This window comes from Azospirillum oleiclasticum (assembly GCF_013423485.1).
GTDB lineage: Bacteria > Pseudomonadota > Alphaproteobacteria > Azospirillales > Azospirillaceae > Azospirillum > Azospirillum oleiclasticum.
The window spans coordinates 670618-691906 of record NZ_JABFFR010000001.1; the positions used below are offsets into that span (position 1 = coordinate 670618).

16 protein-coding genes are annotated in these 21289 nt (G+C 70.9%); 8 read left to right on the forward strand and 8 right to left on the reverse strand.

Annotated elements, in window-relative coordinates:
• Positions 1-270 (reverse strand): DUF4212 domain-containing protein, encoded by a 270-nt coding sequence (locus tag HL658_RS03230; RefSeq protein ID WP_180280431.1) that lies wholly within the window; start codon positions 268-270, stop codon positions 1-3.
• Between the two features lie 232 nt (positions 271-502).
• Here HL658_RS03230 and HL658_RS03235 point away from each other — a divergent pair, with 232 nt between their 5' ends.
• The 3 genes from HL658_RS03235 (at position 503) to HL658_RS03245 (ending at position 3968) form a co-directional block, all read left to right on the forward strand.
• On the forward strand, positions 503-1132 hold the full coding sequence (locus HL658_RS03235; protein ID WP_180280432.1) for a hypothetical protein: 630 nt from the start codon (positions 503-505) through the stop codon (positions 1130-1132).
• A 67-nt stretch (positions 1133-1199) separates the two neighbouring features.
• A complete protein-coding gene (locus HL658_RS03240) occupies positions 1200-2468 on the forward strand; it encodes a PAS domain-containing protein (RefSeq protein ID WP_180280433.1) in 1269 nt (422 codons plus the stop codon).
• Positions 2469-2489: 21 nt separating this feature from the next.
• Positions 2490-3968: a DUF294 nucleotidyltransferase-like domain-containing protein gene (locus HL658_RS03245; protein WP_180280434.1), complete on the forward strand. Its 1479-nt coding sequence runs from the start codon at positions 2490-2492 to the stop codon at positions 3966-3968.
• Here HL658_RS03245 and treZ read toward each other — a convergent pair.
• The 5 genes from treZ to cysQ form a co-directional block, all read right to left on the reverse strand.
• A complete protein-coding gene (gene treZ / locus HL658_RS03250; RefSeq protein WP_343054988.1) occupies positions 3928-9492 on the reverse strand; it encodes a malto-oligosyltrehalose trehalohydrolase in 5565 nt (1854 codons plus the stop codon). The two genes, HL658_RS03245 and treZ, sit on opposite strands and share 41 nt — an antisense overlap.
• A gap of 165 nt (positions 9493-9657) precedes the next feature.
• On the reverse strand, positions 9658-9867 hold the full coding sequence (locus HL658_RS03255) for a hypothetical protein (RefSeq protein WP_180280435.1): 210 nt from the start codon (positions 9865-9867) through the stop codon (positions 9658-9660).
• A gap of 98 nt (positions 9868-9965) precedes the next feature.
• Positions 9966-10355, reverse strand: coding sequence for a hypothetical protein (locus HL658_RS03260; protein ID WP_180280436.1), 390 nt, complete (start codon positions 10353-10355; stop codon positions 9966-9968).
• Between the two features lie 101 nt (positions 10356-10456).
• Entirely contained in the window at positions 10457-11257 is an 801-nt protein-coding gene (locus tag HL658_RS03265; protein WP_180280437.1) for a ferritin-like domain-containing protein, read from the reverse strand.
• 16 nt (positions 11258-11273) lie between these two features.
• Positions 11274-12059: a 3'(2'),5'-bisphosphate nucleotidase CysQ gene (cysQ, locus tag HL658_RS03270; protein ID WP_246337254.1), complete on the reverse strand. Its 786-nt coding sequence runs from the start codon at positions 12057-12059 to the stop codon at positions 11274-11276.
• Between the two features lie 96 nt (positions 12060-12155).
• Between cysQ and HL658_RS03275 the strand changes: the two genes are divergently transcribed.
• From HL658_RS03275 to HL658_RS03295, 5 genes are all read left to right on the forward strand, one after another.
• Positions 12156-12674 carry a GNAT family N-acetyltransferase gene (locus tag HL658_RS03275; protein ID WP_180280438.1) on the forward strand — a complete coding sequence of 173 codons (519 nt, stop codon included), beginning with the start codon at positions 12156-12158 and terminating at the stop codon, positions 12672-12674.
• 159 nt (positions 12675-12833) lie between these two features.
• Positions 12834-15905, forward strand: coding sequence for a PAS domain-containing protein (locus HL658_RS03280; RefSeq protein WP_180280439.1), 3072 nt, complete (start codon positions 12834-12836; stop codon positions 15903-15905).
• Positions 15902-17545 carry a sensor histidine kinase gene (locus HL658_RS03285; protein ID WP_180280440.1) on the forward strand — a complete coding sequence of 548 codons (1644 nt, stop codon included), beginning with the start codon at positions 15902-15904 and terminating at the stop codon, positions 17543-17545. The genes HL658_RS03280 and HL658_RS03285 overlap by 4 nt, the downstream gene beginning before the upstream one ends.
• Positions 17542-17985: a response regulator gene (locus HL658_RS03290; RefSeq protein WP_180280441.1), complete on the forward strand. Its 444-nt coding sequence runs from the start codon at positions 17542-17544 to the stop codon at positions 17983-17985. Before HL658_RS03285 ends, HL658_RS03290 begins: the two co-directional genes overlap by 4 nt.
• 24 nt (positions 17986-18009) lie before the next feature.
• A complete protein-coding gene (locus tag HL658_RS03295; RefSeq protein ID WP_180280442.1) occupies positions 18010-19314 on the forward strand; it encodes a GGDEF domain-containing response regulator in 1305 nt (434 codons plus the stop codon).
• A 10-nt stretch (positions 19315-19324) separates the two neighbouring features.
• Here the strand turns inward: HL658_RS03295 and maiA are convergent, their stop codons facing one another.
• A complete protein-coding gene (maiA, locus tag HL658_RS03300; protein ID WP_180280443.1) occupies positions 19325-19963 on the reverse strand; it encodes a maleylacetoacetate isomerase in 639 nt (212 codons plus the stop codon).
• A 10-nt stretch (positions 19964-19973) separates the two neighbouring features.
• A complete protein-coding gene (locus HL658_RS03305) occupies positions 19974-21281 on the reverse strand; it encodes a TRAP transporter large permease (protein ID WP_180280444.1) in 1308 nt (435 codons plus the stop codon).
• Positions 21282-21289: the final 8 nt, after the last annotated feature.

Genomic DNA, 21289 nt, shown 5'->3' on the forward strand with positions numbered 1-21289 from the left:
TCATTCTTCGGCGACGTCGAAATCCTCGTCGATCTGGTTCTGCTTGCGGGCAAACCAGAACAGCGCGACGACGAAGACGATGAGGGAACCCTGGGCCGCCATGTAGAAACCAAGGGGGAAGCCGAGGACGTGTATGGTGTTCAGCGACGGCGCGAATACGTGGACCAGGAAGCTGAAGGCAAACCAGATACCCAGCATCGTCCACATCAGCGCCGAGGTCTTGGCCCAATAGGCTTGTGCCTTCTCGGGTGTGATTTCGGCATTTTTCATGATGACCTCCCAATGATCGCAGTCTTGCCTCACACAGTTGCAGACGGCGCGGCATTGCCGTGCCGGAGCGAGCGCCGGACTCCTTTTCGGGCATCGGTTGGTCCGATGCTCCAATTTCCTTACCGCTCGTGCGGTTGATTGTTTAGGTTCTCAATAAATATCATTCTGCTAAGCTGGGTGCAAGAACTCGCACGCATCGCTTGTGAAGAGAGCGAAGGGGGATGGATCGGTGTTGAGCGCCCTGAAATCACTGTGGACCTCCGCACCGCGCGCGGCGACCGTGGACGATCTGCGCACGTTCCTGTCCCGCCGGGCGGCCTTTGCCGCGCAGAAGGCGGTGACGGATTATTGCGAGGTCAAGGCCGGGCTGAACCGGGACGCGCTGTTTGCCGAGGCGAGCTTCCGCGACGCGCTCACCGCCTGTCGGTGGGAGAGTTTCGCGGCGGTCCTTTCCGATCTGCTGGTGCTCGCCCATACCCACCTCGCTCCGCATGTCGCCGGGCACGAGACCGTGCTGGCGGAGCGGCTGGCGGGGGTCGGGCGGGCGATCCTCGCGGCCGAGCCCCCGCCGGCCCACCGGCCGGAGGGGTGGGACGATGTGACGGTCGCGATCGCGTCGCGGCTGGCCGAAACCGCCGGTCATCCGCCCCGCCCCCCGGCGGAGGTTGCGCGCGCCGCCGCCCGGCGGGTGCTGGCGACCCTGCCGATCCACGAGAACCATCGGCGCACCGATCGGGAGGCGATCGTCGGCGCCGTCCGCTTCCACATCGTCTCGGCGTGGGACGCGATGCTGATCGAGGTGGACGCCGCCGCGACGGCCGCCGACCTGCTGTCCGATCGCAGGACCGGGCTGGCGGGTTAGCTGCCTTCTATCCGGACCCGCCGGGCGTTAAGATCACTGCGGATGTGCGGCAGGCGGGGGCGCGCCCATGGCGGGCGGCATGTGGATCGGGGTGATGCTGGGGCTGGCGGGGGCGGGTGCCGCCTTGGCGTGGCTGGGGCTGGAGGCGGCGCGCCTGGTTGGCGACGATCCGCTGGCCTACGCGCTGGATATGGGGGCGCTCGCCGTCGGCGTCATCGCTTTGTGGGTGGTGTTCGCCCGCCTCTCCCGCCACGTCCGGGACCTCGGCCGGCTTCGTGACGCGATCGGAACGATCCGCCACCGAAATGAACGCCTTGAGGAGTGGGAGCAGGGACGAACCGACGAGTTGGGTGCCATCGGGCGCGCCGTCGCCGACCTTCTCCGGCGCGAGCGGCGCAGCGGCGGTGCCGGCGGTGGCAATCTCGCCGCTGTGGCGGCGCTGCTTGCGGAGCCGGTCCTGGTGCTGGCCGAGACCGGGCGCATCGCCACCATCAACGGCCCCGCTGCCCGCATCCTGGGCACCGGGGCGGAGCCGGGGCGCAATGTGTACGACCTTCTGCACCGGCCGGAGCTGTTCCGCGCCATCGAACGGGCACGGGAAAGCGGGGAGGCGGTGGTGGCGACGCTGCGGCGTGGCGACGGTGCGGAGGTGACGGCGCGCGTTGCCGATCTTGGCCTGCACAACGGCGCGCTGGTTCTTTTCCAGACCGGAACGGTCGACGCGCGCGCGCTGGCGGGGCCGGCCGGACGTGGTGTGCAGGCGCACACCGGTGATGACGAGCCGCTGGTCACCTTGCCGATGACCGCCCTCTGGGTGGCCACGGCGTCGACCGCAGCGGGGGGCGAGCGGGTCGTCTCGGTGGGAACCGTCCGGCTGTCGGGGCTGCGCGTGTTCCCGACCGTATCGCTGGAACTGTCCATCGATCCTGGCGAACCGGTCCTCGCCGAAGGCTCCGCCGCGGTGGCTCCGGGTGCTCGTGGATTTGCCGGTGCGTGGCCGGTCATCCAGCAGGCGCTGCGTGGCACCGTCGTTGTTGCTGTGGCGGCGACCGACACCGTCGCGGCGCTGGCGCGGGAGGCGGAGTTGGCGGGGCTGGAAGCCTGGGAGCCGCCGCCGGCTCTGGATGTCGGACGACTCGCCGCGGCGGTCGATCCGGCCCTGGCCGGCCTTGGCGCCGACGCCCTGGCCGACGCACTCGGAATTCCGGAGGACCGGCGGCACGGCGCCTTCGCGCCCGCCTATCGGCTGGCGGAGCTGGCGTCGACCGTGATCGGGCGCTTGGTGGAGCAGGGTGTGGACACCCACGCCGCCGCCCGCGCGGCCGAAGGTGATTGACCGCCTGGAGGGGAGGATCGCATGCAGATGCCGGTGCTCGCGCGAATCGACGCCTATCCCTACCGCCATCGCCTTGCGGAGGTGATGACCGCTCCCGTCGTCACCGCCCCCGGTGACCAGTCCTTGGGGGAGGCCGCCGGACTGATGGACCGGCTGGCGATCAGTTCCTTACTGGTGACCGACCCCGTGTCCGGTGCGGTTGCCGGCATCGTCACCGAACGCGACGTGTTGCGCGCCGTCGCCCGCCGGGGTGCCGCGGCGCTGGCGGAGCCCTTGTCGGCGTTCATGAGTGGTCCCGTTCAGGGACTGCCGGGTGACCGCTTCGTCTATCAGGCGCTCGGCCGGATGGACCGGCTGGGGGTGCGGCATCTGGCGGTGACGGACGGGCGCGGTCGCCCGGTCGGCATCGTCACCGCCCGCAGTTTCCTGCGCCAGCGGGCGGGGGAGGCACTGGCGCTCGGCGACCGCATCCAGGTGGCGGAGGACGCCGCCGGCATCGCCGCGGTGCGCAACCGCCTGCCCGACCTCGCCGCCGCCCTGGCAGCCGAGGGGGTCCCGGCGCTCGACACCGCCGCGGTGATCGCCGAACTGCTGCGCGACATGACCGCCCGCGCCGCCGAATTGGCGGAACGGGAGGTCACCGCGGCCCGCGGCCCGGCTCCGGCGCCATGGTGCGTGCTGGTCCTCGGGTCCGCCGGGCGGGGCGAGACTCTGCTGGCCTTCGATCAGGACAACGCCCTGATCCACGCCGGCGACGATGCCGACGATGCCTGGTACGCGGACATGGCGGAGCGGATGGTCGCCCTGCTGGACGCGGGCGGCGTGCCGCGCTGCCGTGGCGGAGTTATGGCGTCCAACCCGGCGTGGCGCCATTCCGCGGCGGGGTGGCGCGGGATCGTGGAGCATTGGGTCAATGCGGCCAGGCCCCAGGATTTGCTGGAGGTGGATGTCTTTTTCGACCTGCACCCGGTGCACGGCGACCGGGACTTTGCGGAATCGCTGCGACGCGACGCGCTCACCCATGCGCGGGACGTGGGATTCCTGAAGAATCTGGGGGCCCAGCTCGATGCCGCCAGCCCGCCGCTGACCATCCTGGGCCGGCTGCGGACGGAGGAAGGGCGGGTTGACCTGAAGCTCGGCGCGCTTTGGCCGGTGGCCGCGGCGGCGCGGGTGCTGGCGCTGCGTCACGGCGTGACGGCCACCGGCACCATGGCGCGGCTGGAACGGCTTGCCTGTCTGGGCGTGCTGGCGGAGGGCGACCGCGCCGACCTCCAGGGTCTCTACGCCATGGCCGCCCGGTTGGTGCTCGACCAGCAGGTCGCCGACGCGCGGGTCGGTGTGGTGCCCAGCCCGCGCATCGACCCGACCCGTCTCGACCGCGCCACCCGCCGCCGGCTGTGCGATGCGTTGCGCATCGTCGGCCGGCTGGCGGATGTGGTGCGCGACGGGCTGGTCGCGGTCAGGATGTCCGACGCGGTGCCGGTCGCGCCGCGGCCATGATGCAGGCGATGGCGCTCGCGCGCTCATCGTCCGCCAAGGCCTCCAGTGGTTGCGACAGCTTGCGGCGCCAGTTGGGATACTGGTCCACGGTGCCGGGCAGGTTGACCTGCGCCACCTCGTCCGTCAGCTCGTCGAGCTGGACCATGGCGACCGCCGACTCGGTGCGCGCCAGAAAGGCGTGCATCGCGAAGGCGAGCGCCGGGCCGTAGGGGGAGTCGGCACCGAATCCCGCGGGCAATGGCAGGCCGGCGTTGCGCAGGGCCTCGACCAGCCGCTCCTTCTCCGCATCGCGGCGCTCGCGCTGCCGACCGTACTCGCCCTTGGCCGGGTAGAGCCCGTGCTCCTGCTTGAGGTGCAGGTCGTGCCCCTCCCACCAGCCGTGCAGCGTGGCGAGGTCATGGCTGCCGACGGTCGCCAGCGCGGGAGCGGGATAGTCCTCCGGGCCGATGAAGCCGCCGTCCGCCGTCCATTCGAAGAACACGACCCGGTAGCTGAGGATCGCCGCCTCGGCCATCCGCTCACGGAAGCCGGGTGGCACCGTGCCCAGATCCTCGCCCACCACGAGGCAACGGTTGCGCCGGCTTTCCAGGGCCAGGATGCCGATCAGATCCTCCATGGGATAGCCGACATAGGCACCCTCGCTCGCCGGGCGACCCCGCGGGATCCAGTAGACATGCTGGAGCGCCATGGCGTGGTCGATGCGGATGGCACCGGCGTGCCGCATGTTGGCGCGCACCAGCTCGATGAAGGGGGCGTAGGCGGCCTCGCGCAACGCCTCCGGGTTCAGGGGCGGCAGGCCCCAGTCCTGGCCGGCCGGGTTGAACAGGTCGGGCGGTGCGCCGACCTGGGCGCCGGACACCACGACGTCCGGCGCCGACCATGTTTCGGCACCGGAACTATCAGCGCCAACCGCCAGATCGCGGTAGAAGCCGACAGCCATGCCGCGCTGCTCCGCCCGCTCCGCCGCGGCGCCGAGCTGCTCGTCGGCCACCCATTGCAGCCACGCGAAGAAATCGATCCGCTCGGCTTTCTCCTGCCGGAAGGCGGCAGCGTCCGCACCGTCGGGGCTGCGCAGCCCCTCCGGCCAGTTGCGCCAATCGGGGCCATGCAGTTCGCGCAGAGCCTGGAACAGGCACAGCCGCTCCAGCGAATGACCCATACGGTGCCGGAACATTGCGAAGGCGGAACGACGCACTTCGGTGGCCGAGTGCCGGAATGTCCCGAACAGGCGCTCCAGAAGCGGCAGCTTCAGGCGCGCCACCGCGGCGTAGTCCACATGGGTCGCGGCGCGAGCGGTCTCGAGCGCGCGGCGGAAGGCGTCGTCGGCCAGCCGCTCCAGCACCGCCGCGCAGTCCGGCAGCTCCGGTATCGCGGTGACATCGATGTAGAGCGGGTTGAGGAACAGACGGCTGAGGGGGGAGTAGGGGCTGGCTTGGTCCGGGTGGTCGAGGAACAGCGTGTGCAGCGGGTTCAGCCCGATGACCGACGCTCCATGCCCCGCGGCGACCTCCGCAAGGCTGGCCAGGTCGCCGAAATCGCCGATGCCCCAGTCGGTCGCGCTGCGCACCGCGTAGAGCTGGGCCGCCAAGCCCCAGATCCGTTCCCCCATCGCCAGCGGGGCCGGCAGGTGGCAGCGGTCGGGAACGGCGATCACCGGGCACTCCGCCGTTGTTCCTCCGGCGTCGATCCGCAGCCGGTGGTACCCCTCCGCCGGTGCGTCGCCAAGGTCGAGCCGGCGCACCTCCACGGCCGCGCCGTCGAGCGTGGCACGGCGGAGCAGGGGAAGGGCGGCGAAGTCCATCTCGCCACTCCGTTCACCACCGTCCTCCTCCGTCAGGGTCCAGGCGACGGCACCGGTTCCGACGGGCAGGGAGAGCGCGACACCGAAGGGCGGCTGGTCCACGCGCAGCACGGCGACCGGCGGCAGCGGCCGTTCCAGATCCCGCCGCTCCATGGCCGACAGGGACCGTTCCGCCGCCGCACCATCCGCCGCATCGACGGCCATGGCGGTCAGCAGGGCGCAGGTCACGGCGGCGGGGGTGCGCACCGTCTGGCCGGCGGCGTTGATGTAATCCGCCTCGATCCCCATACGGCGCGCCAGACGGTCGAGCGGCCCAGCCTCCTCCAGCGACCACAGCACGCTCCAGGGGGCAAGCGTGCCGGCCGACAGCCCTTCGCCCTCGGTCCAGAGGATGCGGCCGGGGGCCTGCTCGTAACCGGTGACGGGTTCGGCCGACAGGTTGGCGTGCAGGTGCAGGATGCTGCCGTCACCCAGGGTCCAGCAGGCCACGACACCGGCCGTTCCGACGACATGGTGGCGGGAGGCACCGCCCGGCGCCCCCTCCAGCCGCGGCGCGATCTCCCGCGCCCGCACCGCGAGAGCGCGGCTGTACCAGTCCAGCCACTCCGCGTGCTCCGCGTCCGTCAGGGCGTCCCAGTCCAGCTTGGCCGAGTCCACCGTTGAGGCGGCGATGGGATCGGGGATGCGCTCGCGCGCCTCCGGGTCCTGGAACTCGGGGAAGGAGGCGAACTCCTCCCGCCGGCCGTTGCGCACGGCATCGGCAAGCTCCCCGTGGAAGTCGCAGAAGAAGGGGAAGGGGCGCTTTGACGCCCATTCCTCCCCCATGAACAGCATCGGGATCTGTGGCCCGAGGAGGTAGAGGCACGCCGCCGCACGCACCGCCGCCGGGTCGGTGAAGGCGGTGATCCGCTCCCCGAAGGCGCGGTTGCCGATCTGGTCATGGTTCTGCAGGAAGGACACGAAGGCCGTCGGCGGCAGGTGGGCCGACGGCTCGCCGCGCCGCTCGCCGTTGCGGAAGGGCGACGGGTCACCCTGGTAGGCGAAGCCCTCCGCCAGCGAGCGCGCCAGCTTGGCGGCATCGCCGGCGTAATCGGTGTAATAGCCGCCCGACTCGCCACTGGCCCCGGCGTGCAGCGCGTGGTGCAAATCGTCGTTCCACTGCGCGGTGTGGAAGCGCGGCAGCCCGTGCCGGTCGCGGGTAAGGAAGCGTGCCTGGTTGGCGTCGTTCTCCAGCACCAGATGCACGTGCCGCCCACCGGCGACCGCGCGCACGCGCCAGCCCAGCTCCTCCAGGAAATGGCGGTCGCTGTCGTCGAGGATGGCGTGCACCGCGTCGAAGCGCAGGCCGTCCAGATGGAACTCCTCAATCCAATAGAGTGTGTTGTGGATGAAGAAATCGCGGACCGGGCCGCTGTCCGCCCCGTCCATGTTGATCGCCGAGCCCCAGGGGGTGTGGTGGCGGTCGGTGAAGACGGAGGCGGCGTAGGCGTTGAGGTAGTTCCCCTCCGGTCCGAAGTGGTTGTAGACCACATCGAGGAACACCATCAACCCGCGGGCGTGCGCCGCCTCCACCAGTGCCCGCAGATCATCGGGCCGGCCATAGGCGCTGTCGGGCGCGTAGGGCAGCACACCGTCGTAGCCCCAGTTCCAGCGGCCGGGAAAATCGGCGATGGGAAGCAGCTCGACGGCCGTCACGCCCAGATCGACCAGATGATCCAGCCGGTCGATGGCGGCGCGGAACGTCCCCTCGGGCGTGAAGGTGCCGACATGCAGCTCGTACAGCACCGTCTCGTGCCACGGCCGGCCGGTCCAGGCCCCGTCGGTCCAGCGGTGCAGCGTGGGGTCGATGACCTCGCTGGGGCCGGCCACGTCCTCAGGCTGGAAGCGCGAGGCGGGGTCGGGCACCGCCAGCCCGTCGGGCAGCACGAAGCGGTAGCGGCTGCCGGCCTGGGCGTGGGCGGTGGTCAGCTCATGCCAGCCGCCGCCGCGGTTCTCCATGGCGAGCGTCGCACCGTCCTCCTCCAGCCGCAGGTCGATGCGGTCATGCATCGGCGCCCACAGACGGAAGCGCACGGCACCGTCGGGCAGCACCTGCGCACCGAAGGGCATGTCGTGGGCGCGCGCCTCGCCCGTGGCGACCGCGCCGGGCCCGGCGGTGCCGATGCGCCCCGGCATGCGGTCGGCCACGTCGTCGCCGGCATCGGCGCCGAGGATGCCGAGCACGCCGGTCACCGGGATCGCCAGCCAGTCCGGCCGGTTCGCCAGCTCGTACCCGACCTCGTACAGCGCCTTCTCCAGCAGGAAAAGCTTCAGCAGCGCGGTGCGCGCATGGGGATCGGCGGGGATGGAGGGGCAGTCGGCGATGGCGCCCAGATAGCCGTCGAGGAAGGCGCCGGCCGCTTCCCCTTCCCACCAGGCAAGCCAGGAGGACCGTTCGGGGTCGAGATCGGGGTGTGCCTGCCGGACGCTGGCGGCTGCGTAGGCGACCGAGCGCAGCATGCCGGCCACGTCGCGAAGCGGGCAGTGCTTGCCGCGCCGCTCGGCCAGCGGGCGCATGGGCTCGCCCTCGAAGTCGATGATGTACACCGCACCGTCGGCCACCAGCACCTGACCCAGATGGAAGTCGCCATGCAGGCGGGTGCGCTGGATGTCGGCGGCGGTGGGGGTCAGCGCGTCGATCTGCGCCAGGATCGCCGGCTCGCAGGCGAGCAACGATCGCGCCTGCGCGGCCACGTCGGCCGGCAGGCCATCGACCGCGGATCCCAACGAATCCAGCGTGCGGCGGGCCAAAGCGCGCACGCTCTCCTTCCAACTGTCGAGCACCCCGCGGTCCACCGTTTCCGGCCGGAAGGCTTCCTGGTCGCAGGGGATGGCGAAGGCGCGGTGCAACTCCGCGGTGCGGGCACCCAGCCGGCGCAGCAGGTCGAGCGAGGCCCGATCGCCGGCCGCGTCCTCATCGCGGAAACGCTCCACACGGTCTACAAGGTGGCCGGTGACATGCGCCCAGCCGTCCACGCAGCCCGGTATCTGCGTCTGGAGCACCGCCAGCGCGGTCGGCTCCCCCTCGCCGGTCCGGTGCTCCAGCCAGCCGAGGAGCGGCGGCGTGCCCGCGAAATGCGCGACCTCGGTCAGGAAGCGGCCGACCTCCAGCTCCGGGTGGACGCCCGCCTCCAGCTTGCGGAACCCCTTGAGGATGGCGGTGTCGCCGATGCGGATGGAGGTGTTGGACTGCTCCGCCGAGGAGCGCCGGATCGGCGGATCGTCCACCAGCGCCGCCTCGACCTCGGCGAAGGCGGAGCTGTGCCCGAAGCTCAGGCCGTGGCTGTCGCGCCCGTCGCGCATGCCGGCGACCAGCGCGCGCACGAAGCCGTCGTCGCCGAAGCCATCGCGCAGTGGCCCGGCCCATGGCACCGACTCCGCCGCGGCGATGCGGAAGGCATCGGCGCCGTCGCCATCGCCGTGACGACCGAGGATCAGGGGCAGCAGATAGAGCTGGGGCGTCCGCCCCGGCGGCTCCACCCGCAGCAGGCAGAGCTGCGCCCCGCCGTCGGGCAGCGCCACCGGAATCGCATCCAGCACCTGGACGCGCGGGGTGCCGGCGTCCTTGGCGGCGTACCAGCGGCGGCCGGCGATATAGCCGGGGAGGATCGACTCCTCAAGGAGACGCAGGGCGTCGCCTTCCATCGGGGCGGGAAGGGCGGGACGGCTGAAGGCGCTGGACACGGCGGTCTTCCCATCGAAGCGGGTTCCGAGGAGCGGACAACACCGCCAGGGCGGTAACGTCACGCGCTCCGGAAACGGGCGCATCCGGAATTCGGGGCCATGCGAAAACGGGATACCCCAGCCGTATGGGGAGCCGTATGGGGAGCCGTATGGGCGGCGGCCCGGTCAGCCCCGGCAGCGGTCGTAGAGGGCGAGATAGCCGCCCACGGCTACGCCGAGCCCGAGCAGGGTGGACAGCCCGCGCAGCTCCGGCATCAGCAGCGCCAGGAACGCCACCACCCCGCCGGCCAGCAGGCAGAGCCACGCCAGCGTGCTGCAGGTCAGGAAAGGCTGCCGCCGGCGCGGCGGCGGGCGGAGGTGGTGAAGCTGGGCCATGATGTGCCTTTGCGCGGGGGCTTGGTGACGCCCCACACTATGGGGCTCCGGCTTGGCCGCGGCAAGGCGCGGGGGTGGTGGCCGCCGAGAGGCGGGTGTCAGCGCCCCGCCGGCCGGAACCCCCGCGCCACCCAGCCGACACCGAACAGCAGCAGGCCGAGCGCCACCGGCGGACCCAGCACCAGCGCCGCCGTCTCGCCCAGGCGCGAAGCCGCCAGAGACTGGCGCTCGGCCATCCGGCGCTCCGCCTCCGCCTCGCCCAGCCGCTGAACGCTGCGGATGAAGTCGGTCATCTCGGGACTCGGGGTGAAACGGCCGAAGGGGGTGTCGATGGTGGGCGTTCCCGGTTCGCGGAAGGCGCGCTCCAGCCTGGACTGAAGCACCGCCGCATCCTCCCGGATGGTGATCCAGTTCAGGCCGCCGGCGATCACGATCCAGGCGAAGGACGCCGCCGCCCACAGCCGCCAGAAGCCGCGCACGATGTTCAAGGAAGGGACTCCGTCGCTACTTCGTGCCAGCCCCGGCATCAATGCGAGCGGACAGGTGGACATGGGCGGGCACCTCTCGCGCGGGAGGATAGCGCCGCGGGTCAGTCCGCCGCCAGAGGCTCATAGAATTCCGGACCGAAGCCGGCGCGCAGGCGGCCGTCGATGTTGAAGGGCCGCTTCACCTGCCCGCGGAAATAGCGGCGGACGAGCTCTTGCCACAGGGCAACGGGTTCGGCCCCGCGCTCGCCGCAGACATGCTCGAACCAGCGCCGGCCGGCGGCGACATGGACGATCTCGTCGTCGTGGATGAGCCGCAGGATACCGGCGCTCTCCGCGTCGCCGAATCCGCGCAGGCGGGCGACGGTGTCGGGCGTCACGTCTAGCCCGCGCGCCTCCAGCACCATCGGCACCACGGCCAGCCGGGCGGCGAGGTCGTGGGCGGTGGCCTGCGCCGACTGCCAGAGACCGTCATGGGCCGGCAGGTCGCCATAGGCCGCTCCCAGCGCATTCATGCGCCGCTCCAGCAGGTCGAAATGCCGCGCCTCGTCGTCGGCCACGCGCACCCAGTCGTCGAAGAAACCGCGCGGCAGCGCGGCCCCGGCGAAGCGGGCGCACAGGTCCCAGGCGAGGTCGATGGCGTTCAGCTCGATGTGGGCCAGCGCGTGCAGCAGGGCGATGCGGTTCTGCGCGCTGCCGCCGCGCCCGCGCTTGGGCATGTCGCGGGGCAGCCGCAGTTCCGGTCGCTCCGGCCGTGCCGGCCGGTCGGGTGGTGCCGTGTCCCCCAGCGCCGTGATCCGCCCCGCCGACCAGTCGGCGGCGAAGCGCCGGGTCAACGCCACCTTGTCGGTCGGCGCGGCGGTGGTCAGCACAGCCACCGCCGCGGCGCTCAGCGTTCCGGGCATCGTGTGGGATTCCGTGTCAGCGGGCATGGGCGATGAAGAAGGAGTTGCGGAAATCCGCCTTGCCATAGAGCAGGGGTGCCCCCTCCGGCGTTTCCACCCGGCCGCCGGCGGCGGACAGCACGGCGTGGCCGGCGGCCGTGTCCCACTCCATGGTCGGTCCGAAGCGCGGGTAGAGGTCGGCGCGGCCGCAGGCGAGCGCGCAGAACTTCAACGAGCTGCCGCAACTGATGCGCTCGGCCACGGTAAAGCCCGCGAGGAACGCGTCGGTGAGTTCCGGCGAGCCATGGCTGCGGCTGGCGACCACCGTCAACCCGGCCTCGGGCGGGGTGCGCGTGCGGATGGCGTGGTCGTGGCGCCCCTCCTGCCAGTGGACGGCGGTGCCGGGACCGCTGGCGGCGTAGAGGTCGCCGGTGACCGGGGCGTAGACCACGCCCAGCACCGGTGCGCCGTTCTCGATCAGCGCGATGTTGACCGTGAACTCCCCGTTCCGACTGATGAACTCCTTGGTGCCGTCGAGCGGGTCGACCAGCCAGAAGCGCGGGCCGGACAGTTCCGGAAAGCCGTGCGTGGCGCAGGATTCCTCCGCCACGATCGGCAGATCCGGCGTCAGGTGGCGCAGCGCCGGCAGGATCACGGACTCCGCGGCATGATCGGCCTGGCTGACCGGGCTGCCGTCGGCCTTGGTGGATACGTCGCAGCGATCGTTGTAGAAGCGCAGGATCACCTGACCGGCCTCATGCGCGATGGTGCGGACATGGGGCAGAAGGGCCGCGGGCGAACTGTCGGTCAGGGGGCGGGTCATGGTGTCCTTGGGGCATGCGGCCAAAAAGCCAGGATAGCGCGTGGCGGTGCGGGCCGGAAGCCTGCCCGGCGGTGGCATACGGGAGCGAATGGGAGGATGACGATGGGATGGCGGCCGATGGCGGCGGGCGACCTTGATGCGGTGATGGGGATCGCCGCGGTGGTCCACCCCTCCTACCCCGAGCGGCGGGAGGTGTTCGCGGAGCGTCAGGCCCTGTTCCCGGCCGGCTGCCTGGTCGCGGTGGCCGACGACGCCGTGGTCGGCTACGCCGTGACCCACCCGGCGGTGACCGGCGAGCCGCCGGGGCTCGACACGCTGCTGGGGGCGCTGCCGGCGGGGGCGGACTGCCTGTACCTCCACGATGTGGCGATCCTCCCCGCCGTGCAGGGACGGCGCCTGGGCGAGGCGGCGTTCGAACGGATCCGCGCCGTGGCGGTGGGCAACGGATTGGCCGTGCTGGCGCTCATCGCCACGCCGTCGGCGCGCCCCTATTGGCTGCGGCATGGCTTCGCACCGGTTGCGTACGACCGGGATCTGGAGGTAAAGCTTGCCACCTATGGCGATGGTCTGGCCTACATGACCCGCCCGTCGCGCGAAATCATCCCGCCGGAATAAACCATGCCGCGTCACTGTGGCGCATGAACGGGGGCATGGATTCCGCCGTAGAACGCCCTACCGGGCCATCGATGGCGCGGGGCGATGCGGGGATCGGGCGGAGACGGTGAGCGGTCGCGCGGCCCTGACCCGGTCGCGCTGTCGTCGAAGGCGTCGTGCATGGTCCGTCCTTTTCTTCGCGGTCTGATCCCGCTGCTGCTGGCGGCCGTGGTCTCGTGCCCAGCGCTCGCCGCGGCGACTCCGACGGTGCTGGCGCTCGCCTCGTACAGCGAGGACGATCGCTGGACGGAGGCGCAGATCCGCGGCCTGCGCGGCGCGCTCGGCGACCGGGTGGACGTGATCGTCGAGTTCATGGACATGCGCCGGCTGCCGGACGGGCGGCATCTCGACGCGCTCGCCCTGATGATGGAGCGCAAATACGCGGCCCGCCCGCCCCAGGTCGTGGTCGCCATGGACGAGGACGCCGTGCGCTTCCTGGTGGCGCAGCACGACCGGCTGTTCCCACGGGCGAACGCCGTGTTCCAGGGTGCCACCTTCTTCGACCCCGCCGTTCACGGTGGCCAGGGCTGGCTGACCGGGGTGGTCGCCGATGTGGACATCCGCGGCACGGTGGAGGCGGCCCGACTGCTCCAACCGGGCCTGCGACGGGTCGTGGTGGTCAACGAAGAGCCGCACATCGGCATCGGCCGGGGCCTTGGCCGCGCCTTCGCCGTTGCCGAGGGAACCGGCGCGTTCGAGGGGTTGGCGGTGGAGGCCTGGGAGGCGTTGGGCCACCCCGATCTGCTGCGCCGCCTGTCCAATCTGACGGCCACTGACGCGGTGCTGTTGCTGTCCCTCGGCCACGACGAGGCGGGGCTGGTCCCGGGCGATGCGGAAAGCACGCGGGCTGTGGCGCGGGCCAGCGGTGCGCCGGTCTATGGCCTGTGGGCCTACCAGCTTGGCGCCGGGCTGCTGGGTGGCCGGGTTCTGCTGGGGCATGAACAGGGAAAGGTGGCGGCGGAACTGGTGTCCCGGCTGCTCGGCGGCGAACGCCCGGACGCCGTGGGCCCGGTGCTGGACGGGCCCAAGGCGTACATGTTCGACCATGGGCAGCTCGCCCGCTTCGGCCTGGACGGGGCGCGGCTGCCCGATGGCAGCCGGCTGATCAACACGCCGCCACCGCTGCTGCCGTCCTACCGCGACTTTCCCGCGCTCTACCTGACCAGCGGGCTGGCCGCCGCGGGCGTGGCCGCGGCGCTCGCCGCGCTGGTGCTGCGGCTGCAGACCAACGACCGCGTCCGCCGTGGGGCGGAGGCGATGGTCGCCCAGCAGACCGAGGCGCTGCGCCGCGAGATCGAGCAGCGCCGGCGTGCGGACGAGCGTGTGCGCGCCAACGAGAAACGCTTCCGCGATCTGGTCGCCACCGTCCCCGGCATGGTTTACCAGTGGGCGGAGCTGGAGGATGACATCTACGGCTTCACCTGGGTCAGTCCCCAGGCGCGGGAGATGTTCGGGCTGGAACCCACCGATCTCGAACGCGACTGCGACTATTTCACCATCCACCCCGACGACCGCGAGCTGTGGCGCCGGTCCCTGCGGATCGCCACGGAGCACGGCATCGACTGGGAGTTCGAGGGCCGTCTGCTGCTGAAGGACGGCTCGATGCGCTGGTGGAAGGGCCTCGCCAAGCCGATGCCGACCAACGGCGGCATGCTGTTCAACGGCATCATCCTGGACATCACCAACGAGCGCCTGCTGCGCGAGGAGACCGACCGGCTGCGGACCCGGCTGGACTTCCTGCTGAACGCCAGCCCCTCCGTCATCTACGCCGCCGAGCCGTGCCCGCCCTACACGACCACCTTCATCAGCGCCGGTCTCCGGGAGATGGGCTACACGCCGGAGGAGGCGACGGCCAATCCCGACTGGTGGGCCGACCGCATCCACCCCGACGACCGTCCCGGCGCGATGACGGCGCTGGCCTTGCTCGACCGGAAGGACGCGCTGGAGCATTCCTACCGGTTCCGCACCGCGCGCGGCGACTGGATCTGGGTGATTGACAAGGTCTTCCTGGTGCGGGACGAGGCCGGGCATCCCACGGAACTGATCGGCTCGATGGCCGACATAACGCCGCTCCGCACGGCGGAGGAGGCGCTGCGCACCTCGATGGCGCGGCAGCAGGCGATCCTCGCCAGCACCCCGATGGGCATCGCCATCCTCGACTGCGAACGCCGGTTCGAGCAGGTGAACGAGCGCTTCTGCTCGCTCTTCGGGCTGGCGCCCAGCACCTTCCTCGGCCACTCCGCCCGCCTGATCTACCGCAACGAGGCGGAGTTCCAGGAGCTGGGCGCCGCCGCCTATCCGGTGATCCAGGAGGGCGGCGTCTTCCATGGCGAACGCCAGCTCCGCCGTAGCGACGGGGCGAGCTTCTGGTGCGCGCTCACCGGCTGCATGGTCGATCGTGGGCGGCCGGAGCTGGGCTGCGTGTGGATCGTCGATGACATCACCACCCGCAAGGCCGCCGAACTCACCCTGCGCAGCAAGACGGCGGAGCTGGAACGCTCGAACGGCGAGCTGGAGGCCTTCGCCTACGTCGCCTCCCACGATCTGCGCCAGCCGCTGCGGGTGGTCAACTCCTACCTCGGTCTGCTGGAACGCCGCCTAGGGCCGACGCTGGACGCGGAGGGGCGGGAGTTCATCGGCTTCGCGCGCGACGGTGCCCAGCGCATGGACCGGCTGATCGTCGACCTGCTGGAGTATTCCCGCGTCGGGCGGCGCTCGGCGCCGTCGCGCCCGGTGGCGCTCGGCGAGATCGCCCGGCGCGCCGTCGGCAACCTGGAGATCGCGATCGCCGAATCCGGAGCGGAGGTGACGATCGGCTCCGGTCTTCCCACGGTCGATGGCGACGAGAACGAACTGGTCCGGCTGCTCCAGAACCTGATCGGCAACGCGGTCAAGTACCACGCCCCGGACCGGCCGCCGCGGGTGACCCTGACCGTCGCGGAGACCGACGGCGCCTGGACCTTCGCCGTCACCGACAACGGCATCGGCATCGCGCCGGAACACCGCGAGCGGGTGTTCGGCATCTTCCAGCGCCTCCATTCGCGCGAGGCCTTCGACGGGACGGGGATCGGGCTGGCGGTCTGCCGCAAGATCGTCGAGCGTCACGGCGGGCGCATCTGGGTCGATGCGGCACCCGAGGCGGGCAGCCGCTTCGTCTTCACGCTGCCGCGCCGGGACGTGATCGCCGCATGACCGGCCCGGCCGACGCAGGTCCCTGGTCCGGCCGGTGGTGCCGCCACCGCCGGACACTCACCACGATGGCCGTGGTGACGCTGCTGCTGGCCGGACTGTCCGTGTGGGGCCACGGCGTCTACATGCGCCAGGCGCTTGCGGAACGGCGTGCGGCGGTGGCGGTGACGGCGGCATCCTCCGCCAGCGCGCTGTCGAACGCGCTGAACGAACGGATCGCCCTGGTGCGCGGGCTGACCGCCTTCGTCTCCGTGCAGATCGGCAGGGCCGACGGTACGGTCGCCCCGGACGAGTTCGCCGCCTTCGCCACGCTGCTCAACGAAGCCACGTCCGGAATCCGCAACATCTCGGTGTCGCCGGACTTCGTGGTGCGGATGGTCTACCCGGTCGCCGGCAACGAACGGGCGCTGGGCAATGATCTGCTGAAGGACCCGCGCCCGGGCTTCGCGGAGACGGTGCAGCGGGCGATCCGCACGGGCGACGTCACGGTGCACGCGCCGATCGGACTGCTCCAGGGCGGGGTGGGGGTGATCGCCCGCGACATCGTGTTCCAGCGCGGCGAGCCCTGGGGTGCCGTCGGCATGGTCTTCGACCTCGAACGGCTGTTCGACGAGGCGCGGCTGGGCGCCTCCGACACCCTGCAATACGCGTTGCGTGACCACGAGGGCCGGCTGGTGGCGGGGAATCCCGCGCTGTTCGCCGCCGAACCGATCATCGACCGCATCCGCATGCCGGACGGCGAATGGCAGATCGCCGCGATTCCCAGGGGCGGTTGGCCGGCCGCCGTGACCGGCAGCGACGACTATCCGCGTTTCGTCATGATCCTCGCGGCCTTCGCGCTGCTGGTCGAGCTGGTGGCCTTCCTGCTGGTGGAGCGGCGCGGTGCTCTGGAGCGGCTGGTGGAGCAGCGCACCGCGGAACTGACCGACGCCCGGCTTCTGGCCGACCGCCGCGCCGACGAGCTGGAGCGTTTCGCCTATGTGGCGGCGCACGACCTGCAGGAGCCGCTGCGCGCCGTCTCCAGCTTCACCCAGCTTCTGGCGAAGCGGCTGGGCGACCAGCTCGATGAGGAGGCGCGCTCCTACGTGCAGCATTCCGTTGACGCGGCGCGCCGTCTGAAGGCGCTGCTGCGCGACGTCCAGCTCTTCCTGTCGGAGGAGAAGATCCCGCTGCCCGCAGGACCGATCGCCGCCGACGAGGTGATGGCCGAGGTGCGCGAAGGACTGGGCGAGCTCGAGCGGCGCATGCGGGCCACGGTCGTGGTCGAACCGCTGCCGGCGGTGCTGGCCGACAAGCGCCGTCTCAAGGAGATGCTGACCGTGCTGCTGTCGAACGCCCTTCAGTACGGCCATCCCGACCGGCCGCCGGAGGTGCGGGTGACCGGGCGGGTGGAGGGCGACGAGGCACTGATCGGCGTCACCGACAACGGTGTCGGCATCGATCCGCGCTTCGCCGATCAGATCTTCGATGTGTTCAAGCGGCTGCAGCCGCGCGACGGGGATTCGGGCACCGGCATGGGGCTTGCCATCGCCCGCAAGATGGCGGAAAGGCTGGGTGGGCGGATTGCTCTCAGCTCCGAGCCCGGTGTCGGCAGCACCTTCACCCTTCACCTTCCGAGATCCCAAGGCCGAGGTTCCGCATGAACGCCGCAACGTCCGCCTTCCAGATCCTTCTGATCGAGGACGATCCCGCTGACGCGCGGCTGGCCCAGATCGCGCTCCGGGAGGCGGCGGTGGTTTCGGTCGTCCACCACGTGCGCGACGGGGTCGAGGCGCTGGATTTCCTGCGCCGCAAGGCGCCGGAATTCACCACCGCGCCGCGTCCCGACCTGGTGCTGCTGGACCTCAACATGCCGCGCATGGACGGGCGGCAGGTGCTGCGGTCCATGAAGGGCGACCCCGATCTGAAGACCATACCGGTGGTCGTGCTGACCACGTCGGATGTCGACCGCGACATCGCCGCCAGCTATGCGCTCGGTGCCAACAGCTTCGTGACCAAGCCCATGGACGTGGATGAATTCTGCGCCGTGATCCGCGGGATCGAAAGCTATTGGTTCTCGGTCGTGCGGCTGCCGCGCGGGTGAGGGGGAGGAAAGGGTATCCTCGCCATGAACAGGGCCTCTCCGCTGTCTATCCTTTTGGTTGAAGATGATCCGGCCGATGCGCGTCTGGTCGATCTGGAACTGCGCCCTTACTGGGAGCGGTGCCGGCTGCGCCGCTGCGCCTCCATGGCGGAGGCGCAGGCGTGGTTGAAGGAGAATGCCTGCGACGTCGTGCTGCTCGATTTGTCGCTGCCCGACAGCTTCGGCTTCGACACCATCCGCAAGATCCACGAGGCGGCGCCGGACATCGCGGTGATCGTCCTGACCGGCTTCGACGACGAGGACTTCGCCATGCGCGCGGTGGAGGCCGGCACCCAGGATTATCTGGTCAAGGGCAACGCCGACGGCGCCCTGATGTGGCGCTCCATCCAGCACGCCGTCGCCCGCAAGCGCATGGAGGAGGAGCTGCGGCTGGCCAAGCAGCGGCTCCAGGCCATCATCGACCTCGCCCATGACGCGATCATCGTCATGGACGAGGACAGCCGGATGACGCTGTTCAACCCGGCCGCCGAACGCACCTTCGGCTACCGGGCGGAGGAGGTGCTGGGCCGGCCTGTGGAGATGCTGATGCCCGAACGGCTGCGCGGCATGCACGCCGACATGGTGCGTGGCTTCGGCCAAGCCTCCGACCCCGCGCGCATGATGGGCAACCGGCCGGAGCTTCTGGCGCGCCGCAGCGATGGCACCGAGTTCCCGGCGGAGGTCGCCATCTCCAAGGTCGATCATCCCGGCGGCCGTCTCTTCACCGCGGTGCTGCGCGACATTTCCGAGCGCAAGCGCACGGAGGAGGAGCTGCGCCGGCTCGCCACCACCGATCCGCTCACCGGCGTCGCCAACCGCCGCCATTTCCTGGAGGCGGCGGCGGTCGAGCTCCAACGCCTGCGCCGTTACCACCGGCCGGCGGCGCTGCTGATGCTCGACATCGATTTCTTCAAGGTGATCAACGACGGGCTCGGCCACGCGGCGGGCGACCTGGTGCTGGTCGCCTTCGCTTTGATCTGCCGCGACAGCCTGCGCTCCGCCGACCTGATCGGTCGGCTGGGTGGCGAGGAGTTCGCGGTGCTGCTGCCGGAAACCGAGATGCAGGGCGGGGTCGAGGTGGCCGAGCGGCTGCGCCAGCGTCTGGCCGACAGCCCGGTGGACGTGGGCAGCGGCGTGGCCCGCTTCACCGTCAGCATCGGCGTGGCGGAATGCCGGCCGACCGACGAGTCGATCGAGGCGACGCTGATGCGCGCCGACCGTGCGCTCTACGACGCCAAGCGCTCCGGCCGCAACCGCGTGCGTGTGGGAACGGAGGAGGCCACGGGGTGACGCGGCGCGTCTACTCCGCGTCCGGCTGCTTCTCCGGTGCAGCGTCGGCAAAGGCCGGGATCCGACGAGCCGCTTCCGCGATGCGGCGGATGGTGGGGTAGGGGGAGAGGTCGCAGGCGAAGCGCTCGGCGTTGTAGACCTGCGGCACGAGGCAGAGGTCGGCCAGCGTCGGCTTGTCGCCATGGCACAGGTGCCCGGTCGCGGGGTGGCCGGCCAGCATCGCCTCCAGCGCCGCGAACCCCTCCGCGATCCAGTGCCGGTACCAGCCGTTGCGCGCTGCCTCGTCCAGCCCCAGCGCCGTGCCGAGATGGCGCAGGACGCGCAGGTTGTTCAGCGGGTGGATGTCGCAGGCGATGACCTGGGCCAGGGCCCGCACCCGCGCCCGACCCGCCGCATCTCCCGGCAGCAGCGGCGGCGCGGGGTGGGTTTCCTCCAGATACTCCAGGATGGCGACCGACTGGGTCAGCCGGTGGGCGCCGTCCTCCAACGTGGGCACGAACTTCTGCGGATTGACGGCGGCGTAGGCGGGCTGCGTGTGCTCGCCATGCCGGAGGTGCACGAAGGCCCGCTCCGCCGCGATCCCCTTCAGGTTCAGCGCGATGCGCACGCGGTAGGCGGCGGAGGACCGGTAATAATCGTAGAGCTTCATGGCACCCGCCTCACATCAGGGACGGCAGCAACAGGGAAACGGACGGGAACAGGATCAGCAGCGCCAGCCGGATCACGTCCGAGATCAGGAACGGCGTCACGCCACGGAAGATGGTGGAGAGCGGCACGTCGCGCAGCACCCCGCGCAGCACGAACACGTTCATCCCCACCGGCGGAGTGATCAGGCTGATCTCGGTCACGACCACCACGATGACCGCGAACCAGATCAGCACCATCTCCGGGTCCATGCCGAAATCCAGGTCGGTGACGATGGGGTAGAAGATCGGCACTGTCAGCAGGATCATCGACAGGCTTTCCAGAACGCAGCCGAGCAGGATGTAGATGGCGATGATCGCCAGCAGCACCGCCATCGGCGGCAGTGCCAGCCCCTGCACCCAGTCCTTCAGCGCGTCGGCGAAGCCGGCGAAGGTGACGAAGTTGGCGAAGAGCAGGGCGCCGATGATCACCAGGAACAGCATCGCCGTGGTGCGCGCGCTGTCCACCAGCAGCTCCAGCAGCACCGGCCCGGTGAGCCGCCCGCGCAGCCACGCCATCAGGAAGGCCACGAAGGCGCCGATGCCCGCGGCCTCGGTCGGGGTGAAGATGCCACCGTAGATGCCGCCCATGATCACCGCGAAAAGGACCAGCATGCCTGACACGCCCTTCAGCGCGCGCAGCCGCTCGCCCCACGGCATGGGCTCGGCCGGCGGGCCCAGCTCCGGTTTCAGCCAGGTCGCGACGGCCACCGCGGCGATGTAGAGCGCGATCCCCAGGACGCCCGGCAGGATGCCGGCGATGAACAGCTTGCCGATGTCGGCCTGCGTCAGCAGCCCGTAGATCACCATGATCACCGACGGCGGGATCAGGATGCCCAGCGTTCCACCCGCGGCGATGGACCCGGCGGCGAGGCTGTCGGCGTAACCGTAGCGCCGCATCGGCGGCATGGCGACCTTGGACATGGTGGCCGCCGTCGCCAGCGACGAGCCGCAGACCGCCGAGAAGCCGCCGCAGGCCGCCACCGACGCCATCGCCAGCCCGCCGCGCCGGTGCCCCAGGAAGGCGTGCGCGGCCTGGAACAGCTCGCCGGAGATGCCGGCGCGGGTGACGAGATTGCCCATCACGATGAACAGCGGAAGCACCGACAGGGTGTAGGAGAAGCCGGCGTCGAAGGTGTTCTGCCCCAGCATGGCAAGGGCCGGGCCCCAGTCCACCAGCAGCGCGAAGCCGACGACACCCACCAGGCCCATGGCCACGCCGATGGGCATGCGCATCAGGATCAGCGTGAACAGCGCGCCGACGCCGATCAGGGATTCGGTCATGACAGGGT

Excerpts from the sequence above, each read along its gene's own strand:
- cysQ (WP_246337254.1), bottom strand. The coding sequence starts at position 12,059 with ATGACCCGCCCCCTGACCGACAGTTCGCCCGCGGCCCTTCTGCCCCAT.
- HL658_RS03280 (WP_180280439.1), top strand. The coding sequence starts at position 12,834 with ATGGTCCGTCCTTTTCTTCGCGGTCTGATCCCGCTGCTGCTGGCGGCC.
- HL658_RS03290 (WP_180280441.1), top strand. The coding sequence starts at position 17,542 with ATGAACGCCGCAACGTCCGCCTTCCAGATCCTTCTGATCGAGGACGAT.
- HL658_RS03240 (WP_180280433.1), top strand. The coding sequence starts at position 1,200 with ATGGCGGGCGGCATGTGGATCGGGGTGATGCTGGGGCTGGCGGGGGCG.
- HL658_RS03265 (WP_180280437.1), bottom strand. The coding sequence starts at position 11,257 with ATGCCCGGAACGCTGAGCGCCGCGGCGGTGGCTGTGCTGACCACCGCC.
- HL658_RS03255 (WP_180280435.1), bottom strand. The coding sequence starts at position 9,867 with ATGGCCCAGCTTCACCACCTCCGCCCGCCGCCGCGCCGGCGGCAGCCT.
- HL658_RS03295 (WP_180280442.1), top strand. The coding sequence starts at position 18,010 with ATGAACAGGGCCTCTCCGCTGTCTATCCTTTTGGTTGAAGATGATCCG.
- HL658_RS03245 (WP_180280434.1), top strand. The coding sequence starts at position 2,490 with ATGCAGATGCCGGTGCTCGCGCGAATCGACGCCTATCCCTACCGCCAT.
- HL658_RS03285 (WP_180280440.1), top strand. The coding sequence starts at position 15,902 with ATGACCGGCCCGGCCGACGCAGGTCCCTGGTCCGGCCGGTGGTGCCGC.
- HL658_RS03275 (WP_180280438.1), top strand. The coding sequence starts at position 12,156 with ATGACGATGGGATGGCGGCCGATGGCGGCGGGCGACCTTGATGCGGTG.
- maiA (WP_180280443.1), bottom strand. The coding sequence starts at position 19,963 with ATGAAGCTCTACGATTATTACCGGTCCTCCGCCGCCTACCGCGTGCGC.
- HL658_RS03230 (WP_180280431.1), bottom strand. The coding sequence starts at position 270 with ATGAAAAATGCCGAAATCACACCCGAGAAGGCACAAGCCTATTGGGCC.
- HL658_RS03305 (WP_180280444.1), bottom strand. The coding sequence starts at position 21,281 with ATGACCGAATCCCTGATCGGCGTCGGCGCGCTGTTCACGCTGATCCTG.